This window comes from Luteibacter sp. TLI7-4A, from assembly GCF_056754745.1.
The window spans coordinates 3160363-3186771 of the sequence record NZ_JBPGWO010000001.1; the positions used below are offsets into that span (position 1 = coordinate 3160363).

Here is a 26409-nt window from a genome sequence, read left to right on the forward strand (position 1 = left end):
AACACCGGGACGGGGCGGGCAGCCCATTAAGAGAACCGCCTGGTACAGAATTCTCCGCCCGACCCCACTATTTGTCAACCCGCCAGTACATGAAATAAGTATTAACTCCTACGAGGGAGTCTTGGCCTTCGGTTTGCAGTGCATGACGGCGGTAGTTCGGGCAGAAATGCCATCCGCGTCGATGAAACGCACATTCCATTTCATGGTGAAGGGCTCTTTCGCCAGGCAGCTGTGCGACATCGTCAGAGGTGCGGTCGGGTCTTTGAAATAACCAGCAATGGGCCAGCACATGACCCCGGAAGGACATTCCGCAACAACGGATTCCAACCTCACCGGGAAACGGGGGAACCCAGCGAACGTGATTGATGCCGCGGCGGTCGAGTCGGACATCACCGTCACATCCGAGTAAGTTGCGTCGAAGGGGACGCACCCGTTGCCTTGTCTAAACAGCCGGTAAGCCTTCTCAAGTCCTCGCATCGTGAGTACTTGAAAGCTATCACTCTGGATAGCATTCGCATCGTCCTTGTTCGTGTGAAAGCCCAACTCGGCGATAATGCTAGGCATATCTGCCAATCTGTTCTCTGCATGATTCTCTCGACTTGCATGCGACAAGATCGGAAAATTTGCGTAGAAAGCATTGGAGCTCAGACTTTCTTTCATATAGCACAAGGCAAGGTCCGCGAAGTGTTCGCTCTCAGGACTCTTGACGTGGTGAAAAACCCTGATGCCACGAGTCTCCGGGCTTGCGTCGGCATTTGTATGCAAATGTATCGCCGCATCAACGCCCAGATGATTGGCAAAGAGCGGCCTGCTTCTAATATCTTGGTCTCGCTCTTCCATACCAAGTGCACTTTTACCTGGACTGCCCCATATAGAAGGAAGCTCCGGAAGCATCGCCTGTATATGGTAGCGGGCAGCCATGTAGTGCCACGGCATGCCGCTATCTGAATGTCGGGCCCCCTCTGCCGACCTTGCCTGAATGACTTCGGCTCCGCCCCGTTCTTGAAGAAATTTCTCCAGACGCCGCGCAAAGGCGGGTGTCGAAAAATCCTCCACCATATGGTTTACGGGATCTCGCTGTGCCCTCCAATCTTTGTAACGTGAGTTGTAGTAGATCCCGTGCCCCGCCGAAACCAACACTCGCCCTTTCCCAAGATCTCGTCTAGGCCGATGTTTCGCTCCTTGTACTGATCTCGGCACGATTCGATCCTCCGGACCTCGCTCTTCTGGAAAGTAGAAAAATATATCCTTCCCTTCGAACCATACATCCACGTTGTAGATTGGCGTGCGCTGCTGCGTATACGTGATCAATAAGCTAGTGATGGCACTCACCCGTTCTTCGAACGTTATCGTGTAATCGGTAGGCAGATAGGCCTTTCCTAGTTCGACATTCAGCACATCACCCGTATCGCTGTACCAGACATGCGGTACGACGATCGGTTGTTGTCCTGGTAACCGCTCCTCTGCGGCAACGTGACTTTGCACGATAGCGGTGAGGATCGGCTCCAGTTCGAAGCGTTCCTCCGGTGGTGCAGCGGGAGGAGCGGAGGCGTTTGTAGCCACTGGAGCATGTTCCAGTGCGCCTTTTGCATGAGCGGCCATTGACCCCATCGTAAGAGCAATAGTCATTGCCCATGCGATTCGGCCTACAGTCCATCGCGACGACATATCCATCGAAGTCCTCCTCGGGACGAGACGCAGAACGCCGTACACCGGCATTCACTGCCCGATCACTCTCGTCTCTTCGATGAAGGTCCCATAGCGGATCTCGCCCGCGATGCCCGGTAAGGATCGGGCATTCAAACGTAAGCCGTCCCGGCGACGCATGCACACGCGTCACCGGCTGACGAACGCATCAGAAACGTCGGTAATGCAACGCTTCCGCCAGATGCGCCTGCTCCACGCACCCACTGCCACCCTCGATATCCGCGATCGTCCGCGCCACTCGCAAGATGCGGTGATACGCCCGCGCCGACGCGCCGAGTTTATCCAGCGCACTTTCCAGCCATTCGCGCTCCGCCGAAGGCAGTGCGCAGTCGCGTTCGAGGTTGACCACGCTCAATTCGGAATTGGGTTGGCCGGCACGCATCAGCGCTTTCTCGCGCGCCTTGATCACACGCTGTCTCACCGTTGCGCTGTCGTCATCATGGGGACCAGGGGCGGAGGAGAGTTCGGCGATGGCGACGCGCGGAACTTCCACGCAAAGATCGATGCGATCGAGCAGCGGACCGGAGATGCGGCCGCGGTAACGCTGCACCTGGTCCGGCGTGCAACGGCATTCGTGCAGGGGGTCGCCCGCATAGCCGCAGGGACAGGGATTCATCGCGGCGACGAGTTGGAACTCCGCGGGGAAAGTCGATTGACGCGCCGCGCGTGAAATGACGATCTGGCCCGATTCCAACGGCTCCCGCAGGACCTCCAGGACGTGCCGGCTGAATTCGGGAAGCTCGTCGAGAAACAGCACTCCATTGTGCGCGAGGGATATCTCGCCAGGGCGCGGCGACGAACCTCCTCCCACGAGTGCCACGCCCGATGCGGTGTGGTGCGGCGAACGGAACGGGCGTCGGCGCCAGCAGCCGGGATCGATCTCCTCACCGGACAGCGACCGGACGGCGCAGCTTTCCAGCGCTTCGGATTCCGTCATCGGAGGGAGGATGCCGGGCAGGCGTTCCGCGAGCATGGTCTTGCCCGTACCCGGTGGGCCGATCAGCAACAGGTGATGACAGCCGGCGGCGGCGATCTCCAGGGCGCGTCGCGCCTGGTACTGGCCACGCACATCGCGCATGTCCGGACCGCAGGTCGGCATGTCGTAGAAATCGGCGGCCGCGGGTGCGGTGAGGTCCGCGCGGCCGCTCAGCCAGGCGCAGACCTCGGCGAGGCTGTCGGCGAGGAGGACGTCTCCCTCCCCGATGAGCGCGGCCTCGGCCGCGTTCGCACGCGGCACGACGATGCGGCGGCCGCAGCGGCGGGCGCGGATCAGGGCCGGGAGGATGCCCGGGACGGCACGAAGTTCGCCGGAAAGGGCAAGCTCGCCCAGGAATTCACAATCGTCGAGACGCTCGCGCGGCACCTGGGACCCGGCGGCAAGGATGCCGAGGGCGATGGCGAGATCGAAGCGGCCGCCGTCCTTCGGCAGTTCCGCGGGAGCGAGATTCACCGTGATACGGCGGTTGGGGTACTCGAAGGCGGTGTTCTGAATCGCCACGCGCACGCGGTCACGCGCCTCACGGACCGCCGCTTCGGGCAGGCCGACGATCGAGGTGGATGGCAAACCGCCGGAGAGGTGGACTTCGACGACCACCTGCGGCGCCGCGACACCTTCCTGCGCGCGCGAGAGGGTGACGGCGAGGCTCATGACGACGGATATCGTAACCGGTAACGAATCGCGTGGGAGCGCGACCGCTCATGATCCTGAGGGGATCCGGTTCGCATACGCACTCCCTTGCGTTCGCTGGGAAAATAACCGCCCCCGACCGCTCTCGGGGTGAGGGTGACGGATCGGGGGCGGTCCCGGGACCTGTGGCCGTCCTATTGGCCGTGCTGCGTGCTTGCCTCGAGCTCGGCAAGCCGTTGTTCCAAGGCTTCCAGCCTTTCGCGCGTACGAGCCAGTACCTGGCTCTGAACATCGAATTCTTCGCGGGTTACGAGATCGAGGCGGCGAAGTCCCTGCGCCAGAATGTCTTTGAAGTTGGCCTGCATGTCCTCACGCGCTTGCGCCAACCCTGGCGGAACCAACGATGCCAACCGCTGTGCGAGTTGATCGATACCCTGCACATCCATCTTGCGCACCTCGATGTCGTGGATGAATTCTAAGTGATGGAATTGTAGGCGCTATAGGCGTACGCCTACACGTCGTGTAGGGTTTTTCCTACAAGCCACCGTATGGAGACGATCCGGGACCCGGATGGCACAATGGCCTTTCGCGCGCCGGCGGCCGGCCGCGCCCCGAGGAGTGATACATGAAGCTGGTGGTCGCCATCATCAAGCCGTTCAAGCTGGACGACGTCCGCGAGGCCCTCGCCGATGTGGGCGTCCAGGGCGTGACGGTGACGGAAGTGAAGGGTTTCGGCCGACAGAAAGGCCATACCGAACTCTACCGAGGCGCTGAGTACGTGGTGGACTTCCTGCCCAAGATCAAACTGGAGGTCGCCGTGGCCGACGAGCAGATCGAGCGGGTGGTCGAAGCGATCCAGCAGGCGGCGCGGACGGGCAAGATCGGCGACGGCAAGATCTTCGTCAGCCCGCTAGACCAGGTGGTACGGATCCGCACCGGCGAACTGGACAACGACGCCCTCTGACCGAGGGCGCCCGCAGGCGGCGTCAGGCCGCCTGCCACTGCCGCTTGTAGCGACGGTGATGGATCAGCACGCCAGTGTAGTAGGCGAGGTAATAGCCCACGGTCAGGCCCACCACCAGCATCGTCAGCGGGCTGTTTCCAGGGGCCGGACCCTGCACGGCGGCGGTGCTGCCGCTGGCGAACGCGGGGGCGAGGACCAGGAAACGCCAGGCCAGCCGCCCGAGCAGCAGGGCCGACAACGCGCCGCCAACCCAGGGGTTGGGTATGTAGAAGTCGGTACCGTCGGTGCCTTGCTCGAACCGGGTCAGGCGCAGGCCCACCAGGAGAGCCAGGCAGGCCCCGATCGCCGCCCCACCCAATGCGCCCTCGGCGAGGCGGATATCCTGCAGGCCGGAGAGCATCATCAGGCCCACGATGACGGCGAACATCACGACCCGGACGGTCATCCGCTTCGTGCGGATCGGCTGCCTGCCGAAGCTGCCACGGACACGGCGGTAGACGGCGAAGGCCATCAGCGGGGCGACGATCAAGGGAATGGCGGATGGAGCCAGCATGGCGTGGGCCTCGGTTGGTCGGTGTGAGGCTAGGTTAGCGAGCCGCCGTTTTGGTTCGAGGGGCGGTTGTGACCCATCGAGGGTGACGGATGTCACCCTCTATTTCCTCTGGGGCCCGGCCGACGTCTTACCTGGCCTTGCCCTGGTTCGCCACGGCGGCCATCTTGGCCTCGATCTCCGCCTGGTCGCCCAGGTAGTAGTGATTCACGGGCTTGAGGTCGGCGTCGAATTCGTAGACCAGGGGGATGCCGTTGGGGATGTTCAGTTCGGCGATATCGTCGTCGGATATCCCGTCGAAATACTTCACCAATGCGCGCATGGAATTGCCGTGCGCAGCCATCAACACGTTGTTGCCCGCGCGGATGGCTGGCGCCAGCACCTCGTCCCAATAAGGCAGCACGCGGGCCACCGTGTCCTTCAGGCATTCCGTCAACGGCACATCGATGCCCTCGTAACGGCCATCGTCGGCGAAGGACTTCGCGCCCGGTTCCAGCGGCGGCGGCGGGGTGTCGTAGCTGCGGCGCCAGATATGCACTTGCTCGTTGCCGTACTTGGCGGCGGTCTCGGCCTTGTTGAGGCCGGTCAGTGCACCGTAGTGGCGTTCGTTGAGCCGCCAGTCGGTGACCACCGGGATCCACATCAGGTCCATCTCGTCCTGCACGTGCCAGAGCGTACGCACCGCGCGCTTGAGGTAGGAGGTGTGGGCCAGGTCGAAGGTGAAGCCGGCTTCCTTGAGCAGGCGCCCGGCTTCGCGAGCCTCGGCGACGCCCTGTTCGCTGAGGTCGACATCGGCCCAGCCGCTGAAGCGGTTCTCGAGGTTCCAGGCCGACTGGCCGTGGCGGATCATGACGAGCTTGTACATGGCATCCAACGTAGGGAGAGGAAAAATCCGATGGTGGAACCTGCACCGGGACCCGTCAACTTCACAGGGTGCCCGCCACGCCCCCCGTGCCGTCAGTCACGCTAAACCTTCCCCGGTTCAGGTGCATCCTAGGGGTCCAGTCCACCCGTGGAGTACCACACACATGCGCCGCACCCTGCTTTCCCTGCTCATCGCACTTTCCGTTTCCGGCGCGGCCCTGGCCGACGACGACATCAGCAAGGTCAATGGCAGCGCCACGGTCGAGGCGGGCCAGCACGCCGGGGACGTCCATTCGGTCAACGGCTCGGTCCGCATCGGCGACCGCGCGGTCGTACAAAAGGCCAGCACCGTCAATGGCGCGGTCGAACTGGGCGAGTCCGCCACGGCCACCGTCCTGAAGACGGTCAACGGCGCCGTCACGCTGCACGAGCAGGCGAAGGTCAGCGACGAAGTGGAGACCGTGAACGGCCGGGTGCGGCTCGATCGCGGCGCCGACATCAAGGGCCGCCTGTCGAACGTCAATGGCGAGATCTCGCTGGACCAGGCGCACGTGGGTGGCGGCATCGAGACCGTCAACGCCGATGTCACCATCGGCGAAGGCTCCAGGGTCGAGGGCGGCCTGCTCGTGAAGAAGCCTTCGATGAGCTGGTTCAACAACAACGACCGCAAGCCGAAGATCGTGATCGGCCCGCGTGCCGTCGTGCAGGGCTCGCTCACCTTCGAACGCGACGTCGACCTCTACGTCAGCGATTCCGCGACGGTCGGCAAGATCGAAGGCGCCACGGCGAAGAAGTTCTCGGGCAGCGCGCCGTAATCGTCCCTCAGACCCAGTCGCGCGGTTTCAGGTATTCCTGCAGCCGCGCTTCAGGGGTATCCGCTTCCGGCGTGTAGGCGTACTCGAAGCGCACGCGAGGCGGCAGGCTCATCAGGATCGATTCGGTGCGTCCGCCGGATTGGAGGCCGAACAGCGTGCCGCGGTCGTAGACGAGATTGAATTCCACATAGCGGCCGCGTCGATACAGCTGGAACTCGCGTTCGCGTTCGCCCCAGGGCATGCCGCGGCGGCGCTCCACGATGGGCAGGTAGGCATCGAGGAAACCGTCGCCGACGTCGCGGGTGAAGTCCATGCAGCGTTCGAAACCACCCTCGTTGAGGTCGTCGTAGAACAGCCCGCCGACGCCGCGCGTCTCGCCCCGGTGCTTCAGGTAGAAATACTCGTCGCACCAGCGCTTGTAGCGCGCGTACACGTCGTCGCCATACGGCTCACAGAGGCTTTTCGCCACGCCATGCCAATGGCGCACGTCCTCGTCGAACGGATAGAACGGCGTGAGGTCGAATCCGCCGCCGAACCACCAGACGGGCTCGGCGCCTTCCTTGGAGGCTTCGAAATAGCGCACGTTCGCGTGGGTGGTGGGGACATACGGGTTGCGCGGATGCAGGACCAGCGACACGCCGGTGGCGATGAAACTGCCGCCGACGAGGTCCGGCCGGTGCGCCGTGGCGCTGGGAGGCAGGGGCGATCCGGATACCCGTGAGAAATTGACGCCCGCTTGCTCGAAGACGCCACCATCGCGCAGCACGCGCGTGCGCCCACCGCCGCCGGCGGGACGCGTCCACGCGTCTTCCTCGAAGCGAGCCGTCCCGTCGACCGCTTCGATGGCGGCACAGATGCGGTCCTGCAGGCCGCGCAGGAACGATTCGGCAAGGTCGGCTTGTCCGGACATGGAAGGCGTGGCCTCTTACGAGTGGGGAATGTAGCGGAGCTTAGCAAGACGCGACGGCGAGCCCGCTGCGGCACGCCGCCGCGTGGAACCGACGCATCAGGAGATGCGTCCGGCCATCCGCCGGTTGCCGGTCAAGGCGGCCCAGCGCATGCCCGTATCGATCCACATGAGGTAGCCCGCCTCCATCAGGATCCTCGCGACATAACGCCGGCTCAGCGGCAAGCGTTCTTCCGCCGCGAGAGGCCCGGCGTCGAAGCCCAGGCGACGGGCGAGATAGAGGCAACGGGCGAGGTGATAACGGCTCGTGACCAACCAGACCCGAGGCAGGGGAACATCGTCGCGCTCGCGCAACAACACCCGTGCGTGGCGCAGGTTCTCCAGGGAATCGATGGAGACCTGTTCCAGCAGCATCGGCACGGTCGACGGCCATCCTTCGGCCAACAACCAGCGTTCACCGGCGTCCGCCTCGCTCATCGTTCCACCGCTGAAACCGCCGAGCAGGAGCACGCGTTCGGCCTTCCCGTCCAGCGCATGTTCCCGCACCCGTGCGAGGCGTTGGATGAAATCGGTTTCCAGCCGGTCGTCGACGAGGCGGCGGCCGAAAACGAGCATGGTCCTGCGCTCCGCCACCCGTGCCGGGCTGCGGCCGGCCAGCCAGCAGACACGCGCCAGGTGCGCGGCGTACAGCAGGCCGAGGCTGCCGACGAAAACGACCGCGGTCACCAGCGCCGCGATGAGGATGTCGCGATCGCTCAGGTACCGCCAGACACCGCGGCGCAGGATTTTGGGTGCTTGGATACCGGACATGGGGACGATCCCGGGGAGACGCGCAGTCTGCGTATTCCAGGCGCGCCGTGCAATCGGCTGAACGCCCGTCCACGTTCACGCGACGCTGTCGATCAAAAAGGATAGGCTCGCCGCATGCCCCATCCCATGCCTCCTCTCGCCATCCGCGCGTACACCGCCACCTCCGCCCTCGGCCGCGGCCTCCGGGCCCACGCCGATGCCCTCGCCGCCTCACGCGGCGGCCTGTCGCCCAACAACTTCAGTGTCGCCCCGCTCGACTGCTGGATAGGCCGCGTTGCCGGCGTGGAGGAAGAGCCGCTTCCCGCCGGATTGTCCGACTGGGATTGCCGCAACAACCGGCTGGCCTGGCTGGCTCTCCGCCAGGACGGTTTCGCCGACGCCGTGCGCGCCACGCGCGAGCGCTACGGCAGTGGCCGGGTCGCCGTCTTGCTGGGCACGTCCACCGCGAGCATCGGCGCCACGGAGGAAGGTTACCGGCGCCTGGACCATGGACGCATGCCTGCCGACCTGCATCGCCCGGTGTTGCATACACCCCATTCGCTCGCTGGTTTCGTCGCCGCCGCGTTCGAGCTGGAGGGGCCATGCCTCACCGTCGCCACCGCCTGTTCGTCGAGCGCGAAAGTGTTCGCCAACGCGGAACGGATGATCCGGCTGGGCCTCGTCGACGCCGCCATCGTCGGCGGTACCGACAGCCTGTGCGATAGCGTGCTGTTCGGCTTCAACTCGCTGGAGCTGGTATCGCCCGATCCCTGCCGGCCGTTCGATGCGCGGCGCGACGGCATCTCGATCGGCGAAGCCGCCGGTTTCGCCATCCTGGAACGGGTGACCGAACCGAACGATGCACCGCTCCTGATCGGTTATGGCGAAGCCAGCGACGCACACCACATGTCCACGCCGCATCCGGAAGGTCTCGGCGCCGAACTGGCGCTGCGCGATGCGCTGGCCCGCGCAGGCATCGCGCCGGGCGATGTGGACTACATCAACCTGCACGGCACCGCGAGCCAGAAGAACGACGAAGTCGAGGCCGCGCTCATCGCGCGTACCTTCCCCACCCGGACGCGGGCCAGTTCCACCAAGGGCTTCACCGGCCACACGCTGGGCGCCGCCGGCATCCTCGAGACGGTGCTTACCTTGCTCGCGATGCGCGACGGACGTGTCCCGGGCAACCTCGGCGCGAACGAGCCGGACCCGCTATGCGGACCGCAGATGGCATGGCGGCCCGAGGCGAGGGACATCCGCATCGCACTGAGCAATTCCTTCGGGTTCGGCGGCAACAACGCCTGCCTCGCCTTCGCCCGCGCAGGACACGCCGCATGAGCGCCGCGCTATCGGTCTGGGTGAAGGGCATCGGCCTGTGGGCGCCGGGCGCGGCGGACTGGCACGCGTTCCGCGAAATCGTCACCGGCGGCGCAACCCCCGGTGCCACCGACCGGCCGATGGCCGACACCCTTCCACCGAACGAGCGTCGCCGTGCACCGGAAAGCGTGTTGCTGGCCGTGGCCGTGGCCGGACAGGCGGTACGCATGAGTGGCCTCGACGCGGCCACCCTGCCCTGCGTATTCGCTTCCGCCCACGGCGACCAGGTCATCACCGACTATATGTGCGAGACGCTGGCCCGTGCGCCCGCGGAACTTTCACCCACACGCTTCCATAATTCCGTGCACAACGCACCCGCCGGTTACTGGACCATCGCCACGCACTGCCACGCCAGTTCCAGCGCGATATCGGGTGGCGAAGACGTCTTCGGTGCCGGCCTGCTCGAAGCAGCCACGCTGGCCGTGGCCGATGGCCGGGACGTGTTGCTGGCCAGCTACGACATCGCAGGCACCGGTCCCCTCGGCGGCATGACCAGCACCACGGGTCCGTTCGCGGCGGCACTCGTACTGTCGCCACGGGCGGACGGTGCCGCGGTACGGCTCGACATCACGCCCGAGCCCGGCAACAGCGGTAGCGAGGCCATGGGCGACCCATGGCTGGATGGCATCGCGGCGAGCAACCCGTCGGCGCGCGCCATCCCTCTCATGCGCGCCCTCGCGCTGACCCGATCCACCGCCTTGCGCTTACCGGCCGCGAACGGACTCGATCTCCATATCGACGTGGAGGTTGCCGCGTGAACTCCACCGAACCTCGCTGCTGCATCCTGATTCCGTGTCTCAACGAAGAGCGCGCCATCGGCAGGGTCGTCGGCGAGGCGCTCGAACTGGGGCTCCCCGTGATCGTCGTCGACGACGGCTCCGACGACCGCACGCCCGACATCGTCGGTGCGATGCCAGTGACCCTGCTCCGTCACGAGACACGCCGTGGCAAGGGCGAAGCCTTGCGCACCGGCTTTCGCGAAGCCCTTCGCCACGGCTACGACGCCGTGGTCACCATGGACGGCGACGGCCAGCATCTCGCCTCCGACATTCCCGCCATGCTCGCCGCGAGCCGCCGCTACCCCGGAAGCATCGTCATCGGTGCACGCCTGCTGCAACGCGAACAACAACCGCCGGGGCGGCGCCGCGCCAACGCCGTGGCGGACTGGGGCATTTCCTGGGCCTGCGGACGGGCGATCGCGGATACGCAGAGTGGACAGCGGCTGTATCCAAGAGAGACGCTGGACCTCGTCGACCTGCCCGCGGAACACTTCGTCTTCGAGGCCGCCGTCCTCATCACCGCCTGCCGTGAACGCGGCATAGGCGTGGTCTCGGTGCCTATCGCTTCGCGTTACCAGGGGGAATTCCGGCTGAGCCACTTCAGCCCGGTACGCGACGTGAGCCGGATCACGTTCTATACGGTCGGCCGGATCATCCACTACGGAAACGCCGTCGCCAGCTATCGCCGCTCACGCGCGAAGCCGACGATCATCCAGGACCGGGAAGCAGGGCACACGGCATATTGATTCGGGCAGCCACGCACGAGGTCGAAACGATGGATCGCAAGCCACACGACGCCGTCATCCTTGGAGGGGGCCTTGCCGGGCTCACCCTGGCCCTGCAATTGAAGGGCGCCTATCCCGACATGGATATCGTCGTGCTTGAGCGGCAGGCTCGTCCGCTGCCCGTGGCGGCCCACAAGGTGGGCGAGTCCACCGTCGAGATCGCCGCGCACTACTTCGCGGATACGCTGGGGCTGCGCGCGCATCTCGAGGATGCGCATATCCGCAAGTTCGGCTTCCGCTTCTTCTTTTCCGAAGGGCGGGACGATCTCGCCGACGTGACCGAACTGGGCGTGAGTGCCGTCCTGCCGACGCCGAGTTACCAGATCGACCGCGGCATACTGGAGAACTTCCTCGGCGAAGAGGCTTGCCGCCGCGGCATCGACTTCCGCGAGGGCGTCACGGTCAGAGGCTTCGATATCGGTGCCGGCACCCGGCCGCATGCCATTCGTTTCGAGACGGCCACCGGCACCGGCGACTTGCAGGCGCGCTGGCTGCTCGATGCCTCGGGCCGTGCCGGGCTGATGCGTCGCAAGCTGGACCTCACCCGCGATAACGGCCATCACGCCAACGCCGTGTGGTTCCGCATCGACGACAGGCTCGAGATCGACGGCTGGTGCGACGACGCTGCGTGGAGGGGCCGCTGCGAGCCGCCCGAGCGCTGGCGCTCGACGAACCACCTGTGCGGACCCGGCTATTGGGTGTGGCTGATTCCCTTGTCGTCAGGCGCCCATTCGGTGGGTATCGTGGCGGACGCGTCGATGCATCCGCTGGAAACGATGAAGACCTTCGACCTTGCCCTGGCGTGGCTCCAGGAGCACCAGCCCGTCGTCGCCCGGCACGTGGCCAACCGGCGCGACAAGCTGCTCGACTTCGCCTTCTTCCGGCATTTTTCGTACGGGTGCGCGAGGATGTTCTCGCCGGATCGTTGGGGCCTCACGGGCGAGGCCGGTGCGTTCCTCGATCCGTTCTACTCGCCCGGTAGCGACTTCATCGCGATCGCCAATACGTACATCACGCTGCTGGTCGGCCTGGACCGCGAAGGTGAGACGCTGAACGCGCATGCGCGTCACTACGAGCGGCTGTTCTTCTCGTTCTACGAAGGCACGTTGCGGATGTATCGGGGGCAGTACAACCTGTTCGGCGACCCGGAAGTACTGCCGATCAAGGTCATCTGGGACTACGCCTATTACTGGGGCGTGCTTTGCCAGATCGTCTTCCAGGAACGCCTGGGCGACGCGGCGTTCATCACTCGCATGGGGCCCGAGCTGATGGCATCGGCGGATCTCAACACCGAGATGCAGGCGTTCTTCCAGCGCTGGCACGCCATGTCGGAAGGTCGCAACCGAAAGGTCATGATGGACCAGCGCGACCTGACCTGGTTCGCCACGATGAACGCGACGTTGCACGACACCCTCGACGACGAAACCCTCGCCTACCGGTTGCGCGAGAACGTTCGCATGATGCGTTCGCTGGCGGCGAGCATCGTCGAACGGGCCGCGGCGGATCATCCCTCGCTCAGGGAGGGCAACGAGCACCTGCTCGCTGCGCGAGATGCGCCCATGGAACTGTTCGCCCGCGTCGCCTGAGGTACCCTGTCGCGATCCGTGAGACGGATGCCGCGCAGACTCTCCTGGTCGGCCCGGAGGGTAGCGGTCAGGCTCCTCATCAGTCCCCTTTCAAGCAGCCCCTCCGGGCCGACCGTCATCCCGCCGGATGAATGACCGCGGCGCGGCCAGAGGCGATCTCGTGCCCCTCGTGCTCGATGCGGAAGGTGTACTGCGCACCGCCCTCGTCGGCCATCAGGCACTGGGCGTGCACATCGATCACGCCCGCCAGCAAGTCGACGCGCCGCACGGCCAGTTTCACTCCACGCAGACTCACCAGCATGCCCGGCCTGGGTTCCGTCGCGCCCCGTTCGCGCGCCAGCAGCGCGCCGTGGACGGCCATCGCCTGCGCACCGTATTCGGCCAGGTGGACGGCGTGCAGCCCCTCCTCGCCCCGCAACGGATGCGACACCGAGACATGATTCGTGCTGATCGCGTGGATCGACGAGGCATCCCACGCCAGCACGCCGTCGAGCAGGCACATGTCGCCCGCATGGGGCACCAGGTCAATGAAGTCGGTCTTGGCGAGCATGCGGTGCCATCAGGATGGAGAGACAGAAATGGAAGGCGACGCCAAGCGATACCGTGAGGCCGATGGCGCGCAACACGGGGATCGACGACCACGCGAGCATGCCGAACACGAGCAAGGCGGAGATCACGCACACCACGGTCGCGTGCAGGGTACGCCGTTGCTCGGCGGGATCGCCCGTGTCGCGTTCGAAGAACAACGCATAGTGCAGGCCAAGGCCGGCGGCGAGGATCAGGGCCACGAGGTGGAACAGCGATATCGGGATGCCCACCATGCGTTCCACGGCCAGCACGAGGAAGGTGGCCAGCGTCATGGGCGCCAGCACGTGCCATGCGCGCCGTACGCTGCGCAGTGCGAGGGTTATCGTGACGAGCAGCAGCAGCGTCGCCGCGAGCAGCGCGTGCAGGATCCGCGTGCGGTATTCCGCCACCAGCGATTCGGATGCGTGCTTGAGATCGAGCAGGCGCGCGTTCGCGCCAGCCGATGCCACGGCCGCGGCGATGGCCGACGCGTCGTGCACGCCGCTCAACGCGGACAGACCCACCCAATGGTCGCCGCGCGGCACCAGCATCGCCGCGAGCCGCTGTCCGAGGGGCGAGCGGGCGAACACGTCCGGCGTGAGCAAGGGCGCGCCACGCGCCGTTTCCACGTCGTCCACGAAGGGTGCGAAGAGGTCCTTGCGGAACGGCATGCCGTCGAGCGCGCCATCCAGCGCCGCGTCCAGCGTTGCCCGGTCCGGCAACTTCGCCTGGCGCGCACGCTGCGTCGCCAGGTCGGGCAGGTAGATCGAAGGCAACTCGAAGCCATCGAGCGTCTTCGCCGCCACCTGTTCGCGCAGGCGCGGCTCGAGCTTCGCCGACGCCGCGAGCACGCCATCGGCCGTGGGGGCCTGCACGACCAGCAGGTAACGCACGTCCGGCGCGCCCAGTTCGCCGCGCAGGCGCGCGTCGGTCATCAGCAGGTCGCGCGGCAGGGGCGTCAGTGCCGAGAGGTCGTTCTGCCAGAACGGGCCGGGGGCGAGCGCGAGCATCGCCACCGCGGCCGCCGCCACGGGAATCGGCAGCCACCGCGGGCGTGGCAAGCCATCGAGCCAGCCACGGAAGCGGGCCAGCCCCGGCGTATCGGCCACGTCGCGTGCGCGCTCGGGCAAGAGGTAGGGCAGCGCATAACGGGTGGTGAATCCCGCGGCCAACAGGCCCGTGATGGTGAACACGGCGAGTTGTTTCAGGCCGCCCACGCCGGAAGCGTAGAACGCGAGATAGGCGATGCACGCCGAGGCGATGGCGGTCAGCAGGAGCGGCCACAGGCCCCGCACGCTCGCCACGGCCGACTCGCCCGCGCGACGGTGGCTGAGCAGGCGGATGGGGTATTCCTGCGCGACGCCGAGCAAGGTGAAACCGAACGCCAGCGTGATCCCGTGCACTTCGGCGAAGCACAAGGTCATCACGGCGATGCCGGCGAGCGCGCCCGTCGCCACGGGCAACGCGCCGAAAAGAAGGCTGCTCACGCTGCGGTAGGCGGCGAGCATCAAGACGATGAAGCCGATGGTGGAAATGCGGCCGATCCAGTCGGCCTGGTCGCGCGTCTGCGCATTGACCACCACCGTGAAGTACCCCGGCCCACTGATCGTCAGATGCGAGCCGGCGTTGTCCGGCAATGCCGCGAAGGCGGCGCGAAGACGTCCGATCGCGTCGTCCTGGGCGCCGGGATCGAAGCCCGCGCCACGCGTCTGCGCCAGCAGCAGCGCCTCGTCGCGGGAAGAGAACCAGACGCCTTCGCGCACCTCGGGCGAGCGTGCCGGGGTCCAGCGCTCGGCGAGCTTGAGGGTTTCCAGGGTGGGATCGCGCGGCAACAAACCCTTGAGCAGCGTGGCCGCGGGCGAGCCCAGGTCCTCCAGGCGCTGTTGCAGCTGGTCGGCGAGATAGTCCTCGTCCAGCGCCTGCGTGTCGAGTGTCGGCGACAGCAGGAACCGGTAAGGCATCAAGCGGGTGTCGAGCATGCCGAGATCGAAGTCGCCGTTGACCACCTGGGTGAAGGCGGGATCCTTGCGCAGGGCGGCGGCCAGGCCCCGGCTCAACGTGGCCTTGGTGACATCGTCGCCGCCGTCGATCGCGACGAGAAGCAGGCGCGAACCGGGGCCTTCGCCCACCTGGTCCATGAGCAGCTTCTGGTCCGGCGTCGTCGGTGCGGGCATGAAGCTGCGCAGGTCCGTGCCCACCTTCAGTTGCGTGGCGACGACCGCGCCCAGGGCGGCGAGCGCGGCGAGCCAGGCGACGAGGATGCCGAGGCGCGCGCCCTTCACATCGCGCCGCCGCACTGCGCGATGAGTCCTTCGCGGGTCGGTTCGGCAGGCATCTTCGCGGCGAGTTCGCCGAGCAGGTCGATCGAGGTATCGCCGTCGCTCTCGTCCATGCGCATGCAACGCGGCACGTTGCCGCTGCCGTACACATGGATGGCGGCGATCTGCTTCGCGATCCGCGGATCGCGTGGCGTGAGCGTCAGTTGCCAGCGGTCGGCATCGCGGCCCAGCGCGATTTCGAAGGACTCGCCCAACCGCGAGGGATCGCCGGCGAGCAACGCCACGAAGCTGTCGAGCAATACCTTGAGCTGCGGCGCGCGCTTCAGCGAGAAGCTGCGCGGCTTCTTGCCTTCGCGTTCCTGGGTGACCTCACCGTCGGCGATCGTCGAGGTTTCCTTCATCGGCGTGTCGACGCGGCGCTCCAGGCGATCGCCGCCGAGCCAGGCCAGTTCGCCCGATACCACCAGGGGCTTGTCGAGCACACGCATGAAGCGCGCCTCGGCGAACGAGGTGCGTGCGGGTGCGGGCCGGTTGAGGCTCGCGACCAGCGCCTTCGCGGCGTCCGTGTCAGGCGTCGGAGTGGCGAGGCAGGTGAGCGGCAGCAGCAGGCTCGTCAGCAGGGCCAGTTTCTTGCCAGAAGTCATAGAAATTGAACCAGTTGAAGGGATACAGGCGAGCATAGTGCTCTACGCGCGCCGCATAGCGGGCCACGACGGCTTCGAGGGCGACCGCGCGTTGCGCGCGGGGAATGTCGATGCCGTCCGAGAACGACTCGAAGATCAGTCGATAATGGTTGCCGCCCAGATAGATGCCCATGCACAGCACCACGGGAACCTTCAGCGCGGACGCGAGCAGCCACGGCCCCACGGGGAACGGCGCGGGCGTGCCGAGGAAGGGCACGCGGCAACTCGACTCGCCCTGGTGTCCGCGATCGGCGAGCAGCGCGACCATGCCACCCTGGGCGGCCCCTTCGGCCATCGCCAGCGCGACGGAAGCACCGCCGCGGGAAGCGTCGATCACGGCCGCGCCGACATCCGGCGCCAGCGCCTCGAGCATGGTGGTTAGCGCCGGGGTCTTCTGCTTGTCGAGCACGACGCGCAGCGGCACGTCCGGCCGGCGTGCGCCGAGCGCGCGCAGGGCTTCGAAGCTGCCCTGGTGCGAGCCGATCAACAGCACGCCGCGGCCCCCGTCGATGCAACGGTCGAGTTCGGCCAGGCCTTCCACGTCGACGACGAAATCGCGTTCGCCACGGGCGAGGAAGAACATGCGGTCCAGCAGGGTCGCGGCGAACATGTGGATATGGCGGAAGACGTCGTAGCCGGTGATGGGACGTTCCAGCACGCGCGACAGGTAGGCGCGCGACGCGGCGCGCTCGTCGGCACGGCGCAGGAAGAAGTACAGGGCGATCGGGTAGAGCAGCATGCGGGCCACGCCCCGACCGAGCTTCAACGCAATCGTGCGGATAAGCCAGATGGCGAACAGGCCGCCGCCTTCGCGTTGCTTCCAGTGGCTCATGCCATGCCCTCGACCGTGCCTCGCGCCAGGGTCTCCGTCGCCCGGCGGATCGTGAAGCGGAAACGGGCGGCGTCCAGCGCGACGAGTTCGATCTCGGCATCCTCGCCGGGCAGGAGCGGCGCGAGGAACTTGGCATCGATCACCTGGCGCACGACGAGCCCGCGCCATTCACGCAACGACATCGCCACGGCCTCGAGCAGCAGCACGCCGGCGACGATCGGCCGGCCCGGGAAATGACCGGCGAAGCTGGGGTGTGCCGCATCGAAACGCAGCGGGCGCACGCGGGGTGCGATATCGGTCGGATCGGTCATCGGTATCTCCGGAGCACGATCGGGGCCATGCCGGCGATAGCGGTTCTCGCCCGGCCGTCCAGGGCGAAGCAAAGCATGCCCTGGGCAAGTGCGACCTGAACGACGGTCAGGCCGCGGCGCGATGCTGCTCGATATGCTCGGACAGCGTGCGAAGGCTCGTGAAGATCGTCCGGTTGTCCGGATTGTCGGATTTCAGCTGGAACCCGTAGCGCTTGGAGACTGCCAGGGCGATTTCGAGCGCGTCGATGGAATCCAGGCCCAGCTCGCCGCCGAACAAGGGCGCCTCGGGATCGATGTCGGCGGGTCGCACCGATTCGAGATTGAGGCTGGTGACGATGAGTTCGGCGAGTTCGTGCTGTGCTGCGGTCTGCGTTGCCATTGGTGTTTCCAGGTCCTGGATGTTCCTGCCTCCCCCCGGATGGCAGCGGCCGCGAAGTTTAACACAGGGGTCTTTGGCGACGCTTAGAACGGCGTTCAGGCTGATGAATCCAACCCGCGTTCACGTTTCCCGCCGACGCGGGGGCGATATCATGCTCCGAACGCGCAGGACGGAAGACCCGATGCTCCCAGGAAGTGAAATGCGAGAGCGGAATCCGCTCTCGGCCCCGCCCTCCCCACGGGTGGGCTACCGGCCCCCGGCGGGTGCCCTCTCGCCCTCCACGTTGGCCGCTTTCGGCTTCGGCGCCGCGGCCCCGGTTCACGACGACCCGCGTTGGCTGCGCGTGGCACTGGAGCCCCTGGGCGATGCGCCGGCCGAGGTGTGGGAGGTGGACGGCGACGTCGATTGCGGCCGCCAGGGCGACCTGCGCTGGTCGCGTGGAGGTGGTTGGCTGTTCGCCGCGGTGGAGTGCCGCGAAGACGAGCACGGCGGTCCCGAGGGCGCTGCACGCTATGCCTATGGCTTGCTGTCGCATTTCGTGGCCACGGCCGACGAACGGCATGTCCAGCGGATATGGAATTACCTCGGGGCGATCAACGCGGGCAGCGGCGACGACGAACGCTACAAGCACTTTTGCACCGGAAGGATCGGCGGCATGGGCGACATCTTCGCCCAGGGCTACCCTGCCGCCACGGCGATCGGGCACCACGCCGACACGGCGTTGTTGCAGGTCTATCTCCTGGCGACGGACCGGCCCGGCACCCGTGTGGAAAATCCCCGCCAGGTGAGCGCATGGCGTTACCCGCGCCAGTACGGCCGTACTCCGCCGAGCTTCGCGCGGGCCACGCTACTGCCGGCGAACGACGTGCTCGCCATCTCGGGTACGGCGGCGGTCGTCGGCCATGCCTCGGCGCATGCCGGCGACATCGATGCGCAACTGGCCGAGACGCTGCGCAACCTGGAAACGCTGCTGGACACCAGTGGCATGCCGCATGGATTCGGGCCGTCGGCGCCACTGAAGATATATGTGCGACGCCCCGAGGACGAGGAGACCGTGCGCGGCTTCGCGGCGAAACACCTGCCGGGCGCTCCGCTGTTACTCGTGCACGGCGATGTCTGCCGTGCGGAGTTGCTGGTGGAAATCGACGGCTGGCGCTATCGCGGCTGATATCGCCGACAGGGTCGGCTCCCACCAAGCCCGGCTTCTCGGAAGGTCCGGAATGCCCTGGTGGGAGCCGACCCTGTCGGCGACGCCCTAGCCCTTCTTCGTCGGCCGGTGCCAGCCCTCGATCGTGCTCTGGCGTGCACGTGACAGGGTCAGCGCGTCCGGCGGGGCGTCCTTGGTAATGACCGACCCCGCGCCGATGGTCGCCCCCGCGTGCAACGTCACGGGCGCCACCAGGGCGCTGTTCGAGCCGACGAAGACATTGTCCTCGATCGTGGTGCGGCTCTTGTTCACGCCATCGTAGTTGCAGGTGATGGTGCCGGCGCCGATGTTCACCTTGCTGCCTATCACGGTATCGCCGAGGTAACTCAGGTGGTTCGCCTTGGAACCCTCGGCGATCCGCGCGTTCTTCGTCTCGACGAAATTGCCGATGTGCACGCCGGCGGCGAGATCCGTCCCCGGGCGCAGGCGCGCGAAGGGGCCGATCGTGCATGGCCCGTGCGTCACCACGCCATCGAGGTCGCAGTGGGCGAGGACGACGGTACCGGCGGCGAGCTTCGCGTTGCGCACGCGGGTGAAGGGACCGATGCGCACGTCGTCGCCCAGTTCCACGTCTCCCTCGAAGATGACGTTGACGTCCACTTCGACATCCCGGCCGACGCTGACCTTGCCGCGCACATCCAGTCGCGAAGGATCGGCGAGCCTGGCGCCCGCCAGCGCCAGCGCGCGTGCGCTCCGCTCGCGATAAAGGGCCTCCAGGCCGGCCAACTGCCAGGGATCGTTGGCGCCGGAGGCCTCGACCGCGTCGCAATCCACGCAGGCCGCCGGCGTGTTTTCAGCGGCGGCCATTTCGAAGATATCGGTGAGGTAGTACTCGCCCTGCGCATTGCCGTTGCCAAGCCGCCGCGTCCACGCGAGCAGGCGCGCGGCATCGGCGGCGACGATACCCGTGTTCACCAGGTCGATGGCGCGCTGCGCCGCGCTCGCATCCTTTTCCTCGACGATGTGACGGACCTTGCCCGTGGCATCGAGCACCACGCGCCCATAGCCCCGTGGATCGGCCAGACGGGTCGCCAGCATGGCCAGGCCGTCATCGGCGGCCACGAGCGCTGCCAGCGTTTCGGTGCGAATGAGCGGCACGTCGCCGTAAAGGACGAGTACGCGGCCTTCGAGCTTGCCTGCCACCTGCATGGCTTCCAGCGCGGTGCGCACGGCGTGGCCCGTTCCCAGGCGTTCGCGCTGTTCGATCCACGCCAGCGACGTGTCGCTGGCGAAGGCATCGCGCACCTGCTGCCCGTGATGGCCGTACACCACATGTATCCCCGCGGGGTCCAACGCACGGGCGGCATCGAGCACGTGGGCCAGCAAGGGCCGCCCGGCGAGCGGCATGAGCACCTTGGCGGTCGCGGACTTCATCCGCTTGCCCTCGCCTGCGGCGAGGATCAGGACATGGAGTGGCTTGACGGTCATGGGCACGCTTGCCTGCCGGTAAGGGAGGGCCGCACTTTCGCGCGTTTACGCCGCCGTGCCAAGTCGGCTAGTCGTCTTTCGGCCGCTCGGTCAGGTGCTCGAGGTTCGGCTTGTACGCCTCGACGAAGGCATTCCGCAGGATGCCGAGGATCGCCTCGATGGCGGAAACGTCCTTGTCGTCGATGGTTCCGGAGATGGGAACACGGGTGGCGAACTGGTCCCTGGACTGGTTCTTGAAGATCTTGGTGACGCCTTCGGCGACTGCTTCGTAAGCGAGCTTGAGCGGGTTCTTCTTGTCCTGTTCGACGTCCTGCTTCCAGCTGAATATCTGCAAGCCGTGGAACAAGGGCTTGGCGTATCCGCTCAGCTGGCGGCCCCTGGCCTGCAACTCCATGAAGAAATCACCCTCGCCTCCCGCGAAATCGAGCCCGGTGTAGGCGCGGGCGAGATCGTTCGCTTTCACCAGCTTGATGTCGCGGATGCTCAACTCGTAGCGGAAATCGCCTAGCCGCTCCAGCGGGTCGAACTCCGCCCGTGTTTCCAGGGGCGCGTCTCCGAGCACCTTCGCCGTGGCGTGCAGGTGCGCCACGCGCGATCCTCCTTCGCGCTCCACGTTCGTCAGGTTCGTCGCCGTCCCGTTGACGTCGGTCATCTTCAGGTCCACCTTCGGACTCGAGACGAAGTTGCGGAAGGTGATCGTGCCGTCGAACACGTTCACCTCATCGAGTTGCGTCGGCACCAGGGCACGCAGCTGCGCCCTCCAGTCCACGCCCTTGCCCGTCTGGGTATCGCCCTCGCCACGACCGTCGACGAAGTTCACGACGGGCTCGTGGAAATCGATCTTTCCGCGGATACGGCCTTTGGCGATCGCCCGCCAACTGAGCGAGATGTCCGCACGCGCCGTATCGAACAGGGGCACCGGCACCTTCCCATCCACCTTGGTGACGGTCAGCCTGTCGATGGAGTAGGCACCACGCCAGAGATGGATATCGATGTCGGATATGTGCCCCGAGTACGCGCCCATGCGGGACAGGCGGCCGTTGAGATAGTCGAGTACCGCGTACGGCAAGGCGAGCCGCGCCGCGATGAGCACGACGGCGGCTATGCCGATGATCCAGAGGCTGCGACGGTAGTGGATGCGCATGGTGCGACCAGGGTGACGTGACCACCGAGTCTTGCGCCGCCGTAGTCATTTTCGGATGAAGACCGCCGGGCCTGGTGGGGGTCGCGGGCTCTGGTGGGCCGCAAGCTCCGGTGGAGCCGCAAGCTCTGGTGGGAGCTCGCGAGTTCTGGTGGGAGCCGACCCTGTCGGCGATGGGTGCTTGCCGTGACCTGGCCCGCTGCCGCGGGATCGCCGACAAGGTCGGCTCCCACAAATCGGCTCCCACAAAATCGGCTCGTGCCAAATCGACTCGTACCAAATCGGCTTCCCCCAAAAAAAAGCCCCTCAACGGAAGGGCTTCTTTTCGATCGGTGTTTGCCGGTCAGTGCTTGAGCGTCTTGCGCATGCGTTCGAGAGCCTGGAGCTGGGCCAGTGCCTCCGCAAGCTTGGCCTGGGCTTCGGCGACGTCCATTTGCGGGCCACGGTTGGCCAGCGCGGCCTCCGCTTCTTCCTTTGCCTTCAGGGCGGCCGCCTCGTCGAGGTCGGCGGCGCGGGCCGCCGTATCGGCGAGGATGGTCACGACCTGCGGTTGCACCTCGAGGATGCCACCGGAGACGTAGAACTGCTGGCGTTCGCCGTTGGCGGCCACCACGTCCACGTGACCGGGCTTCAGGCGGGTGATCAGCGGGGCGTGACGCGGCGCGATGCCCAGCTCGCCAAGCTCACCGGTGGCGACCACGAGCGTGGCTTCGCCGGAGTAGATCTCGGCTTCGGCGCTGACGATGTCGACGCGGATGGTATGGGTCATGGGCTGGTCTTCCGTTGGTCGGGGATGGGGAAAGAGGGCTTACGCCGCCTTCTTCGCACCCATCTCCTCGCCCTTCTTGATGGCTTCGTCGATGCCGCCGACCATGTAGAACGCCTGTTCCGGCAGGTAGTCCAACTCGCCGTCGAGGATCATCTTGAAGCCGCGGATGGTTTCCTTCAGCGCCACATACTTGCCCGGCGAGCCGGTGAACACTTCGGCCACGTGGAACGGCTGCGAGAAGAAGCGCTCGATCTTGCGGGCGCGCGACACGGCTTCCTTGTCTTCCTGCGACAGCTCGTCCATGCCGAGGATCGCGATGATGTCCTTCAGCTCCTTGTAGCGCTGCAGCGTCATCTGCACGCGGCGCGCGGTGTCGTAGTGCTCCTGCCCGATGACGGTCGGGTCCAGCTGGCGGCTGGAGGAATCGAGCGGATCCACCGCCGGGTAGATGCCCAGCGAAGCGATGTTACGGCTCAGCGTCACGGTCGCGTCCAGATGCGCGAAGGTGGTCGCCGGCGACGGATCGGTCAGATCGTCCGCGGGAACGTAGACGGCCTGGATCGACGTGATCGAACCGGTCTTGGTCGAGGTGATGCGCTCCTGGAGGACGCCCATTTCCTCGGCCAGCGTCGGCTGGTAACCCACGGCCGACGGCATACGGCCGAGCAGTGCGGACACTTCGGTACCGGCCAGCGTGTAACGGTAGATGTTGTCGACGAAGAGCAGGACGTCCTTGCCCTTGCCGGTCTCGTCCTTCTCGTCACGGAAGAACTCGGCCATGGTCAGGCCGGTGAGCGCGACGCGCAGGCGGTTGCCCGGCGGCTCGTTCATCTGGCCGTACACCATCGCGACCTTGTCGAGAACGTTGGAGTCCTTCATCTCGTGATAGAAGTCGTTACCTTCACGAGTACGCTCACCCACGCCGGCGAACACGGACAGGCCCGAGTGCGCCTTCGCGATGTTGTTGATGAGCTCCATCATGTTGACGGTCTTGCCCACGCCGGCGCCGCCGAACAGGCCGACCTTGCCGCCCTTGGCGAACGGGCACATCAGGTCGATGACCTTGATACCGGTTTCCAGCAGCTCGCTGGCGGCGGCCTGCTCGTCGTACGACGGGGCTTCGCGGTGGATGACCCACTTTTCCTGCTCGCCGATCGGGCCGGCTTCGTCGATCGGGTTGCCCAGGACGTCCATGATGCGGCCGAGCGTGGCCTTGCCGACCGGCACCTTGATGCCTTCGCCGGTGTTGCGGGCGACGAGGTTACGGCGCAGGCCATCGGTGGAACCGAGCGCGATGGTGCGCACGATGCCGTCACCGAGCTGCTGCTGCACTTCGAGGGTGATCTCGGTGCCGTCGATCTTCAGTGCGTCGTAGATCTGCGGTACCTGGTCGCGCGGGAATTCGACGTCGACGACCGCGCCGATGATCTGAACAACTTTACCCTGGCTCATGGAATGCTCCGGATGAATCTTCTTTAGGTTCTGTAGCGGCGCCGCTTTCGCGTCGCCATGGCTTGTTCGGTCAGACGGCGGCGGCGCCGCCGACGATTTCCGAGATTTCCTGGGTGATCGCCGCCTGCCGCGCCTTGTTGTAGACGAGCGTCAGTTCGCCGATGACCTTGCTTGCGTTGTCCGACGCGGCCTTCATGGCGACCATGCGCGCGGCGTGCTCGCTGGCGAGGTTCTCCAGCGCCGCCTGGTACACCACGGACTCGATGTAGCGCGTCATCAGGTGTTCGAGCACCGTGCGCGCATCGGGTTCGTAGATGTAGTCCCAGTCGTGCGTCTGCTCGACCTTCACGCCCTCGGACTTCTTTCCTTCCGTGTTCTCGAGTTCCGTGGCCACCAGCGACAGCGGCAGCAGGGCGTCGATGCTCGGCTTCTGCACGATGGTGTTGACGAAGTCGTTGTAGACGAGGAAAACGCGGTCGAGCTTGTTATCCGAATACGCATCGAGGACGACCTTGATCACGCCGATCAGGTCCTCGAGCTTGGGCTTTTCACCAAGATGCGTGGCCGAGCCGATCAGGTTCACGCCCTTGATGCGACGGAAGAACTGCACGGCCTTCTGGCCGATGGCGACGACATCGACCTCGGCGCCCTTGCCCTGCCACTCGCGGATCGAGGTCAGCGTACGACGGAACAGGTTGGAGTTAAGGCCGCCGGCGAGGCCGCGATCGGTCGACACCACGATGAAGCCCACCCGCGCGACGTTCTCGCGTTCGGTGAGGAACGGATGGGTGAAATCGGTGCTGGCCTGCGCGACGTGCGCGATGACCTTGCGCATCAGACGCGCATACGGGCGCGAGGCCTTCATCAGGTCCTGCGCCTTGCGGATCTTCGACGCCGAGACCATCTGCAGCGCGCCGGTCACCTTGCGCATGTTCTGCGTGCTTTTGATCTTGGTTTTGATTTCGCGGCCGCTAGCCATGGCTTACTCGTCTTTGAAAGGTGTCGCCAGCTCGCGGGACGGGCGTGATCGCCGGCGTCCCGCGCGTTTCGCTATTACCAGCTACCGGTCTTCTTGAACTCGTCGGCGGCGGCCTTGAAGGTCGCCTCGATGTCCTTGTCCCAGTCGCCGGTCTGGTCGATCTTCTTCATCAGGTCGCCATGGTTCTGGCGCATGAAGGCGTGCAGGCCCTTCTCGAACGCCAGCACCTTGTTGACCGGCAGGTCGTCGAGGTAGCCCTTCTCGGCCGCGTAGACCGACACGCCGAGTTCGGCGATCGAGAGCGGCGAGTACTGTGGCTGCTTCATCAGCTCGGTGACGCGCTGGCCACGGTCCAGCTGCGCGCGCGTTGCGGCATCGAGGTCCGAGGCGAACTGCGCGAACGCGGCCAGCTCACGGTACTGCGCGAGGGCGAGCTTCACGCCACCGGACAGCTTCTTGATGATCTTGGTCTGCGCCGCGCCACCGACGCGCGACACCGAGATACCGGCGTTCACGGGCGGACGGATACCGGCGTTGAACAGGTCGGTCTCGAGGAAGATCTGGCCGTCGGTGATCGAGATCACGTTGGTCGGAACGAACGCCGAGACGTCGCCCGCCTGGGTCTCGATGATCGGCAGCGCGGTGAGCGAGCCCGTCTTGCCCTTCACTTCGCCGTTGGTCATCTTCTCGACGTACTCGGCGCTGACGCGCGAGGCGCGCTCGAGCAGGCGCGAGTGGAGATAGAAGACGTCGCCCGGATAGGCTTCACGGCCCGGCGGACGCTTCAGCAGCAGCGAGATCTGGCGGTAGGCCACGGCCTGCTTGGACAGGTCGTCGTACACGATGAGCGCGTCTTCGCCGCGGTCACGGAAGTACTCGCCCATGGCGCAACCGGAATACGGTGCGACGTACTGCAGCGCCGCCGCTTCGGAGGCCGAGGCGACGACGACGATCGTGTTGGCGAGCGCGCCGTTCTCTTCCAGCTTGCGCACGACGTTGGCGATCGAGCTGCGCTTCTGGCCGATGGCGACGTAGATGCACTTAATGCCGGAGTGCTTCTGGTTGATGATCGCGTCGATCGCGACGGCGGTCTTGCCCGTCTGGCGGTCGCCGATGATCAGCTCGCGCTGGCCGCGGCCGATCGGGATCATCGAGTCGATGGACTTGTAGCCGGTCTGCATCGGCTGGTCGACCGACTGGCGCCAGATGACGCCCGGGGCGACCTTCTCGACGGGGCTGGTGCCCACGGCGTCGATCGGGCCCTTGCCGTCGATCGGGTTGCCCAGCGCGTCGACGACGCGGCCGAGCAGGCCCGGGCCGACCGGCACTTCGAGGATGCGGCCGGTGGTCTTGGCGGCGTCGCCTTCGCGCAGGTGCTGGTATTCACCGAGCACCACGGCGCCGACCGAGTCGCGCTCGAGGTTCAGCGCCAGGGCGAACGTGTTGTTCGGCAGTTCGATCATTTCGCCCTGCATCACGTCGGCCAGGCCGTGGATGCGCACGATGCCGTCGGACACGCTGATGATCGTGCCTTCGTTGCGTGCCTCGGCGCCGAGCTTGAACTGCTCGATGCGGGTCTTGATCAGCTCGCTGATCTCGGACGGATTCAGAGTGGTGCTGGACATGGTCGGT

Annotated in this window: 26 protein-coding genes; 7 read left to right on the forward strand and 19 right to left on the reverse strand. The window is 65.9% G+C overall.

Annotation, left to right across the window (positions count from 1 at the left end; genetic code table 11):
* Positions 1-108: 108 nt before the first annotated feature.
* The 3 genes from ACR9Y6_RS13890 to ubiK all read right to left on the reverse strand — a co-directional run bounded on the left by ACR9Y6_RS13890 (position 109) and on the right by ubiK (position 3780).
* A complete protein-coding gene (locus ACR9Y6_RS13890; RefSeq protein ID WP_481281810.1) occupies positions 109-1674 on the reverse strand; it encodes an N-acetylmuramoyl-L-alanine amidase family protein in 1566 nt (521 codons plus the stop codon).
* Between the two features lie 181 nt (positions 1675-1855).
* Positions 1856-3355: a YifB family Mg chelatase-like AAA ATPase gene (locus tag ACR9Y6_RS13895; protein ID WP_481281811.1), complete on the reverse strand. Its 1500-nt coding sequence runs from the start codon at positions 3353-3355 to the stop codon at positions 1856-1858.
* Positions 3356-3528: 173 nt separating this feature from the next.
* Entirely contained in the window at positions 3529-3780 is a 252-nt protein-coding gene (ubiK, locus tag ACR9Y6_RS13900) for a ubiquinone biosynthesis accessory factor UbiK (protein WP_306849494.1), read from the reverse strand.
* A 179-nt stretch (positions 3781-3959) separates the two neighbouring features.
* Between ubiK and glnK the strand changes: the two genes are divergently transcribed.
* A complete protein-coding gene (gene glnK / locus ACR9Y6_RS13905) occupies positions 3960-4298 on the forward strand; it encodes a P-II family nitrogen regulator (RefSeq protein ID WP_371023665.1) in 339 nt (112 codons plus the stop codon).
* Between the two features lie 22 nt (positions 4299-4320).
* Here glnK and ACR9Y6_RS13910 read toward each other — a convergent pair whose 3' ends face one another.
* Positions 4321-4851: a CcdC protein domain-containing protein gene (locus tag ACR9Y6_RS13910; protein WP_481281812.1), complete on the reverse strand. Its 531-nt coding sequence runs from the start codon at positions 4849-4851 to the stop codon at positions 4321-4323.
* 127 nt (positions 4852-4978) lie between these two features.
* A complete protein-coding gene (gene gpmA / locus ACR9Y6_RS13915) occupies positions 4979-5713 on the reverse strand; it encodes a 2,3-diphosphoglycerate-dependent phosphoglycerate mutase (protein ID WP_306848183.1) in 735 nt (244 codons plus the stop codon).
* 163 nt (positions 5714-5876) lie between these two features.
* On the opposite strand from gpmA, the gene ACR9Y6_RS13920 reads away from it, so the two are divergent.
* Positions 5877-6527 carry a DUF4097 family beta strand repeat-containing protein gene (locus ACR9Y6_RS13920; RefSeq protein WP_481281813.1) on the forward strand — a complete coding sequence of 217 codons (651 nt, stop codon included), beginning with the start codon at positions 5877-5879 and terminating at the stop codon, positions 6525-6527.
* A gap of 7 nt (positions 6528-6534) precedes the next feature.
* On the opposite strand, the gene hemF is transcribed toward ACR9Y6_RS13920, so the two are convergent.
* Together hemF and ACR9Y6_RS13930 are read right to left on the reverse strand one after the other, a co-directional pair.
* Entirely contained in the window at positions 6535-7437 is a 903-nt protein-coding gene (gene hemF / locus ACR9Y6_RS13925; RefSeq protein ID WP_481281814.1) for an oxygen-dependent coproporphyrinogen oxidase, read from the reverse strand.
* A 96-nt stretch (positions 7438-7533) separates the two neighbouring features.
* Entirely contained in the window at positions 7534-8244 is a 711-nt protein-coding gene (locus tag ACR9Y6_RS13930) for an ElyC/SanA/YdcF family protein (protein ID WP_481281815.1), read from the reverse strand.
* A gap of 114 nt (positions 8245-8358) precedes the next feature.
* Between ACR9Y6_RS13930 and ACR9Y6_RS13935 the strand changes: the two genes are divergently transcribed.
* From ACR9Y6_RS13935 to ACR9Y6_RS13950, 4 genes are read left to right on the forward strand one after another with little or no spacing between them, the layout of a single operon-like run.
* The gene (locus ACR9Y6_RS13935; RefSeq protein ID WP_481281816.1) at positions 8359-9561 is read left to right on the forward strand and encodes a beta-ketoacyl-[acyl-carrier-protein] synthase family protein; all 1203 of its coding nucleotides are present in this window, start codon (positions 8359-8361) and stop codon (positions 9559-9561) included.
* Positions 9558-10358, forward strand: a complete 801-nt coding sequence (locus tag ACR9Y6_RS13940) for a beta-ketoacyl synthase chain length factor (RefSeq protein ID WP_481281817.1) — start codon at positions 9558-9560, stop codon at positions 10356-10358. The genes ACR9Y6_RS13935 and ACR9Y6_RS13940 overlap by 4 nt, the downstream gene beginning before the upstream one ends.
* Positions 10355-11125 (forward strand): glycosyltransferase family 2 protein, encoded by a 771-nt coding sequence (locus ACR9Y6_RS13945; protein ID WP_481281818.1) that lies wholly within the window; start codon positions 10355-10357, stop codon positions 11123-11125. The genes ACR9Y6_RS13940 and ACR9Y6_RS13945 overlap by 4 nt, the downstream gene beginning before the upstream one ends.
* Positions 11126-11154: 29 nt before the next feature.
* Positions 11155-12750 carry an NAD(P)/FAD-dependent oxidoreductase gene (locus tag ACR9Y6_RS13950; RefSeq protein ID WP_481281819.1) on the forward strand — a complete coding sequence of 532 codons (1596 nt, stop codon included), beginning with the start codon at positions 11155-11157 and terminating at the stop codon, positions 12748-12750.
* 115 nt (positions 12751-12865) lie between these two features.
* Here ACR9Y6_RS13950 and ACR9Y6_RS13955 read toward each other — a convergent pair whose 3' ends face one another.
* The 6 genes from ACR9Y6_RS13955 to ACR9Y6_RS13980 form a co-directional block, all read right to left on the reverse strand.
* Entirely contained in the window at positions 12866-13300 is a 435-nt protein-coding gene (locus ACR9Y6_RS13955) for a hotdog family protein (RefSeq protein WP_481281820.1), read from the reverse strand.
* Positions 13275-15614: an MMPL family transporter gene (locus ACR9Y6_RS13960; protein ID WP_481281821.1), complete on the reverse strand. Its 2340-nt coding sequence runs from the start codon at positions 15612-15614 to the stop codon at positions 13275-13277. The genes ACR9Y6_RS13955 and ACR9Y6_RS13960 overlap by 26 nt, the downstream gene beginning before the upstream one ends.
* Positions 15596-16240: a LolA-related protein gene (locus ACR9Y6_RS13965; RefSeq protein WP_481281822.1), complete on the reverse strand. Its 645-nt coding sequence runs from the start codon at positions 16238-16240 to the stop codon at positions 15596-15598. The genes ACR9Y6_RS13960 and ACR9Y6_RS13965 overlap by 19 nt, the downstream gene beginning before the upstream one ends.
* Positions 16164-17111: an LpxL/LpxP family acyltransferase gene (locus tag ACR9Y6_RS13970; protein ID WP_481281823.1), complete on the reverse strand. Its 948-nt coding sequence runs from the start codon at positions 17109-17111 to the stop codon at positions 16164-16166. Before ACR9Y6_RS13970 ends, ACR9Y6_RS13965 begins: the two co-directional genes overlap by 77 nt.
* Complete coding sequence (locus ACR9Y6_RS13975; protein WP_481281824.1) at positions 17108-17422, reverse strand: ApeI family dehydratase; 315 nt, start codon at positions 17420-17422, stop codon at positions 17108-17110. Before ACR9Y6_RS13975 ends, ACR9Y6_RS13970 begins: the two co-directional genes overlap by 4 nt.
* Positions 17423-17528: 106 nt before the next feature.
* Positions 17529-17801 (reverse strand): phosphopantetheine-binding protein, encoded by a 273-nt coding sequence (locus ACR9Y6_RS13980; RefSeq protein ID WP_481281825.1) that lies wholly within the window; start codon positions 17799-17801, stop codon positions 17529-17531.
* A gap of 199 nt (positions 17802-18000) precedes the next feature.
* Between ACR9Y6_RS13980 and ACR9Y6_RS13985 the strand changes: the two genes are divergently transcribed.
* Complete coding sequence (locus tag ACR9Y6_RS13985; protein ID WP_481281826.1) at positions 18001-18969, forward strand: chorismate transformation FkbO/Hyg5 family protein; 969 nt, start codon at positions 18001-18003, stop codon at positions 18967-18969.
* 87 nt (positions 18970-19056) lie between these two features.
* Here the strand turns inward: ACR9Y6_RS13985 and glmU are convergent, their stop codons facing one another.
* The 6 genes from glmU to atpA all read right to left on the reverse strand — a co-directional run bounded on the left by glmU (position 19057) and on the right by atpA (position 26402).
* Positions 19057-20436 carry a bifunctional UDP-N-acetylglucosamine diphosphorylase/glucosamine-1-phosphate N-acetyltransferase GlmU gene (gene glmU, locus ACR9Y6_RS13990; protein WP_481281827.1) on the reverse strand — a complete coding sequence of 460 codons (1380 nt, stop codon included), beginning with the start codon at positions 20434-20436 and terminating at the stop codon, positions 19057-19059.
* A gap of 67 nt (positions 20437-20503) precedes the next feature.
* Entirely contained in the window at positions 20504-21580 is a 1077-nt protein-coding gene (locus ACR9Y6_RS13995; protein WP_481281828.1) for an AsmA family protein, read from the reverse strand.
* A 340-nt stretch (positions 21581-21920) separates the two neighbouring features.
* On the reverse strand, positions 21921-22346 hold the full coding sequence (locus ACR9Y6_RS14000) for a F0F1 ATP synthase subunit epsilon (RefSeq protein WP_306848216.1): 426 nt from the start codon (positions 22344-22346) through the stop codon (positions 21921-21923).
* Between the two features lie 39 nt (positions 22347-22385).
* Complete coding sequence (gene atpD / locus ACR9Y6_RS14005; RefSeq protein WP_481281829.1) at positions 22386-23798, reverse strand: F0F1 ATP synthase subunit beta; 1413 nt, start codon at positions 23796-23798, stop codon at positions 22386-22388.
* Between the two features lie 70 nt (positions 23799-23868).
* Positions 23869-24777, reverse strand: coding sequence for a F0F1 ATP synthase subunit gamma (atpG, locus tag ACR9Y6_RS14010; RefSeq protein WP_481281830.1), 909 nt, complete (start codon positions 24775-24777; stop codon positions 23869-23871).
* A gap of 74 nt (positions 24778-24851) precedes the next feature.
* The gene (atpA, locus tag ACR9Y6_RS14015; RefSeq protein WP_481281831.1) at positions 24852-26402 is read right to left on the reverse strand and encodes a F0F1 ATP synthase subunit alpha; all 1551 of its coding nucleotides are present in this window, start codon (positions 26400-26402) and stop codon (positions 24852-24854) included.
* Between the last annotated feature and the right edge of the window lie 7 nt (positions 26403-26409).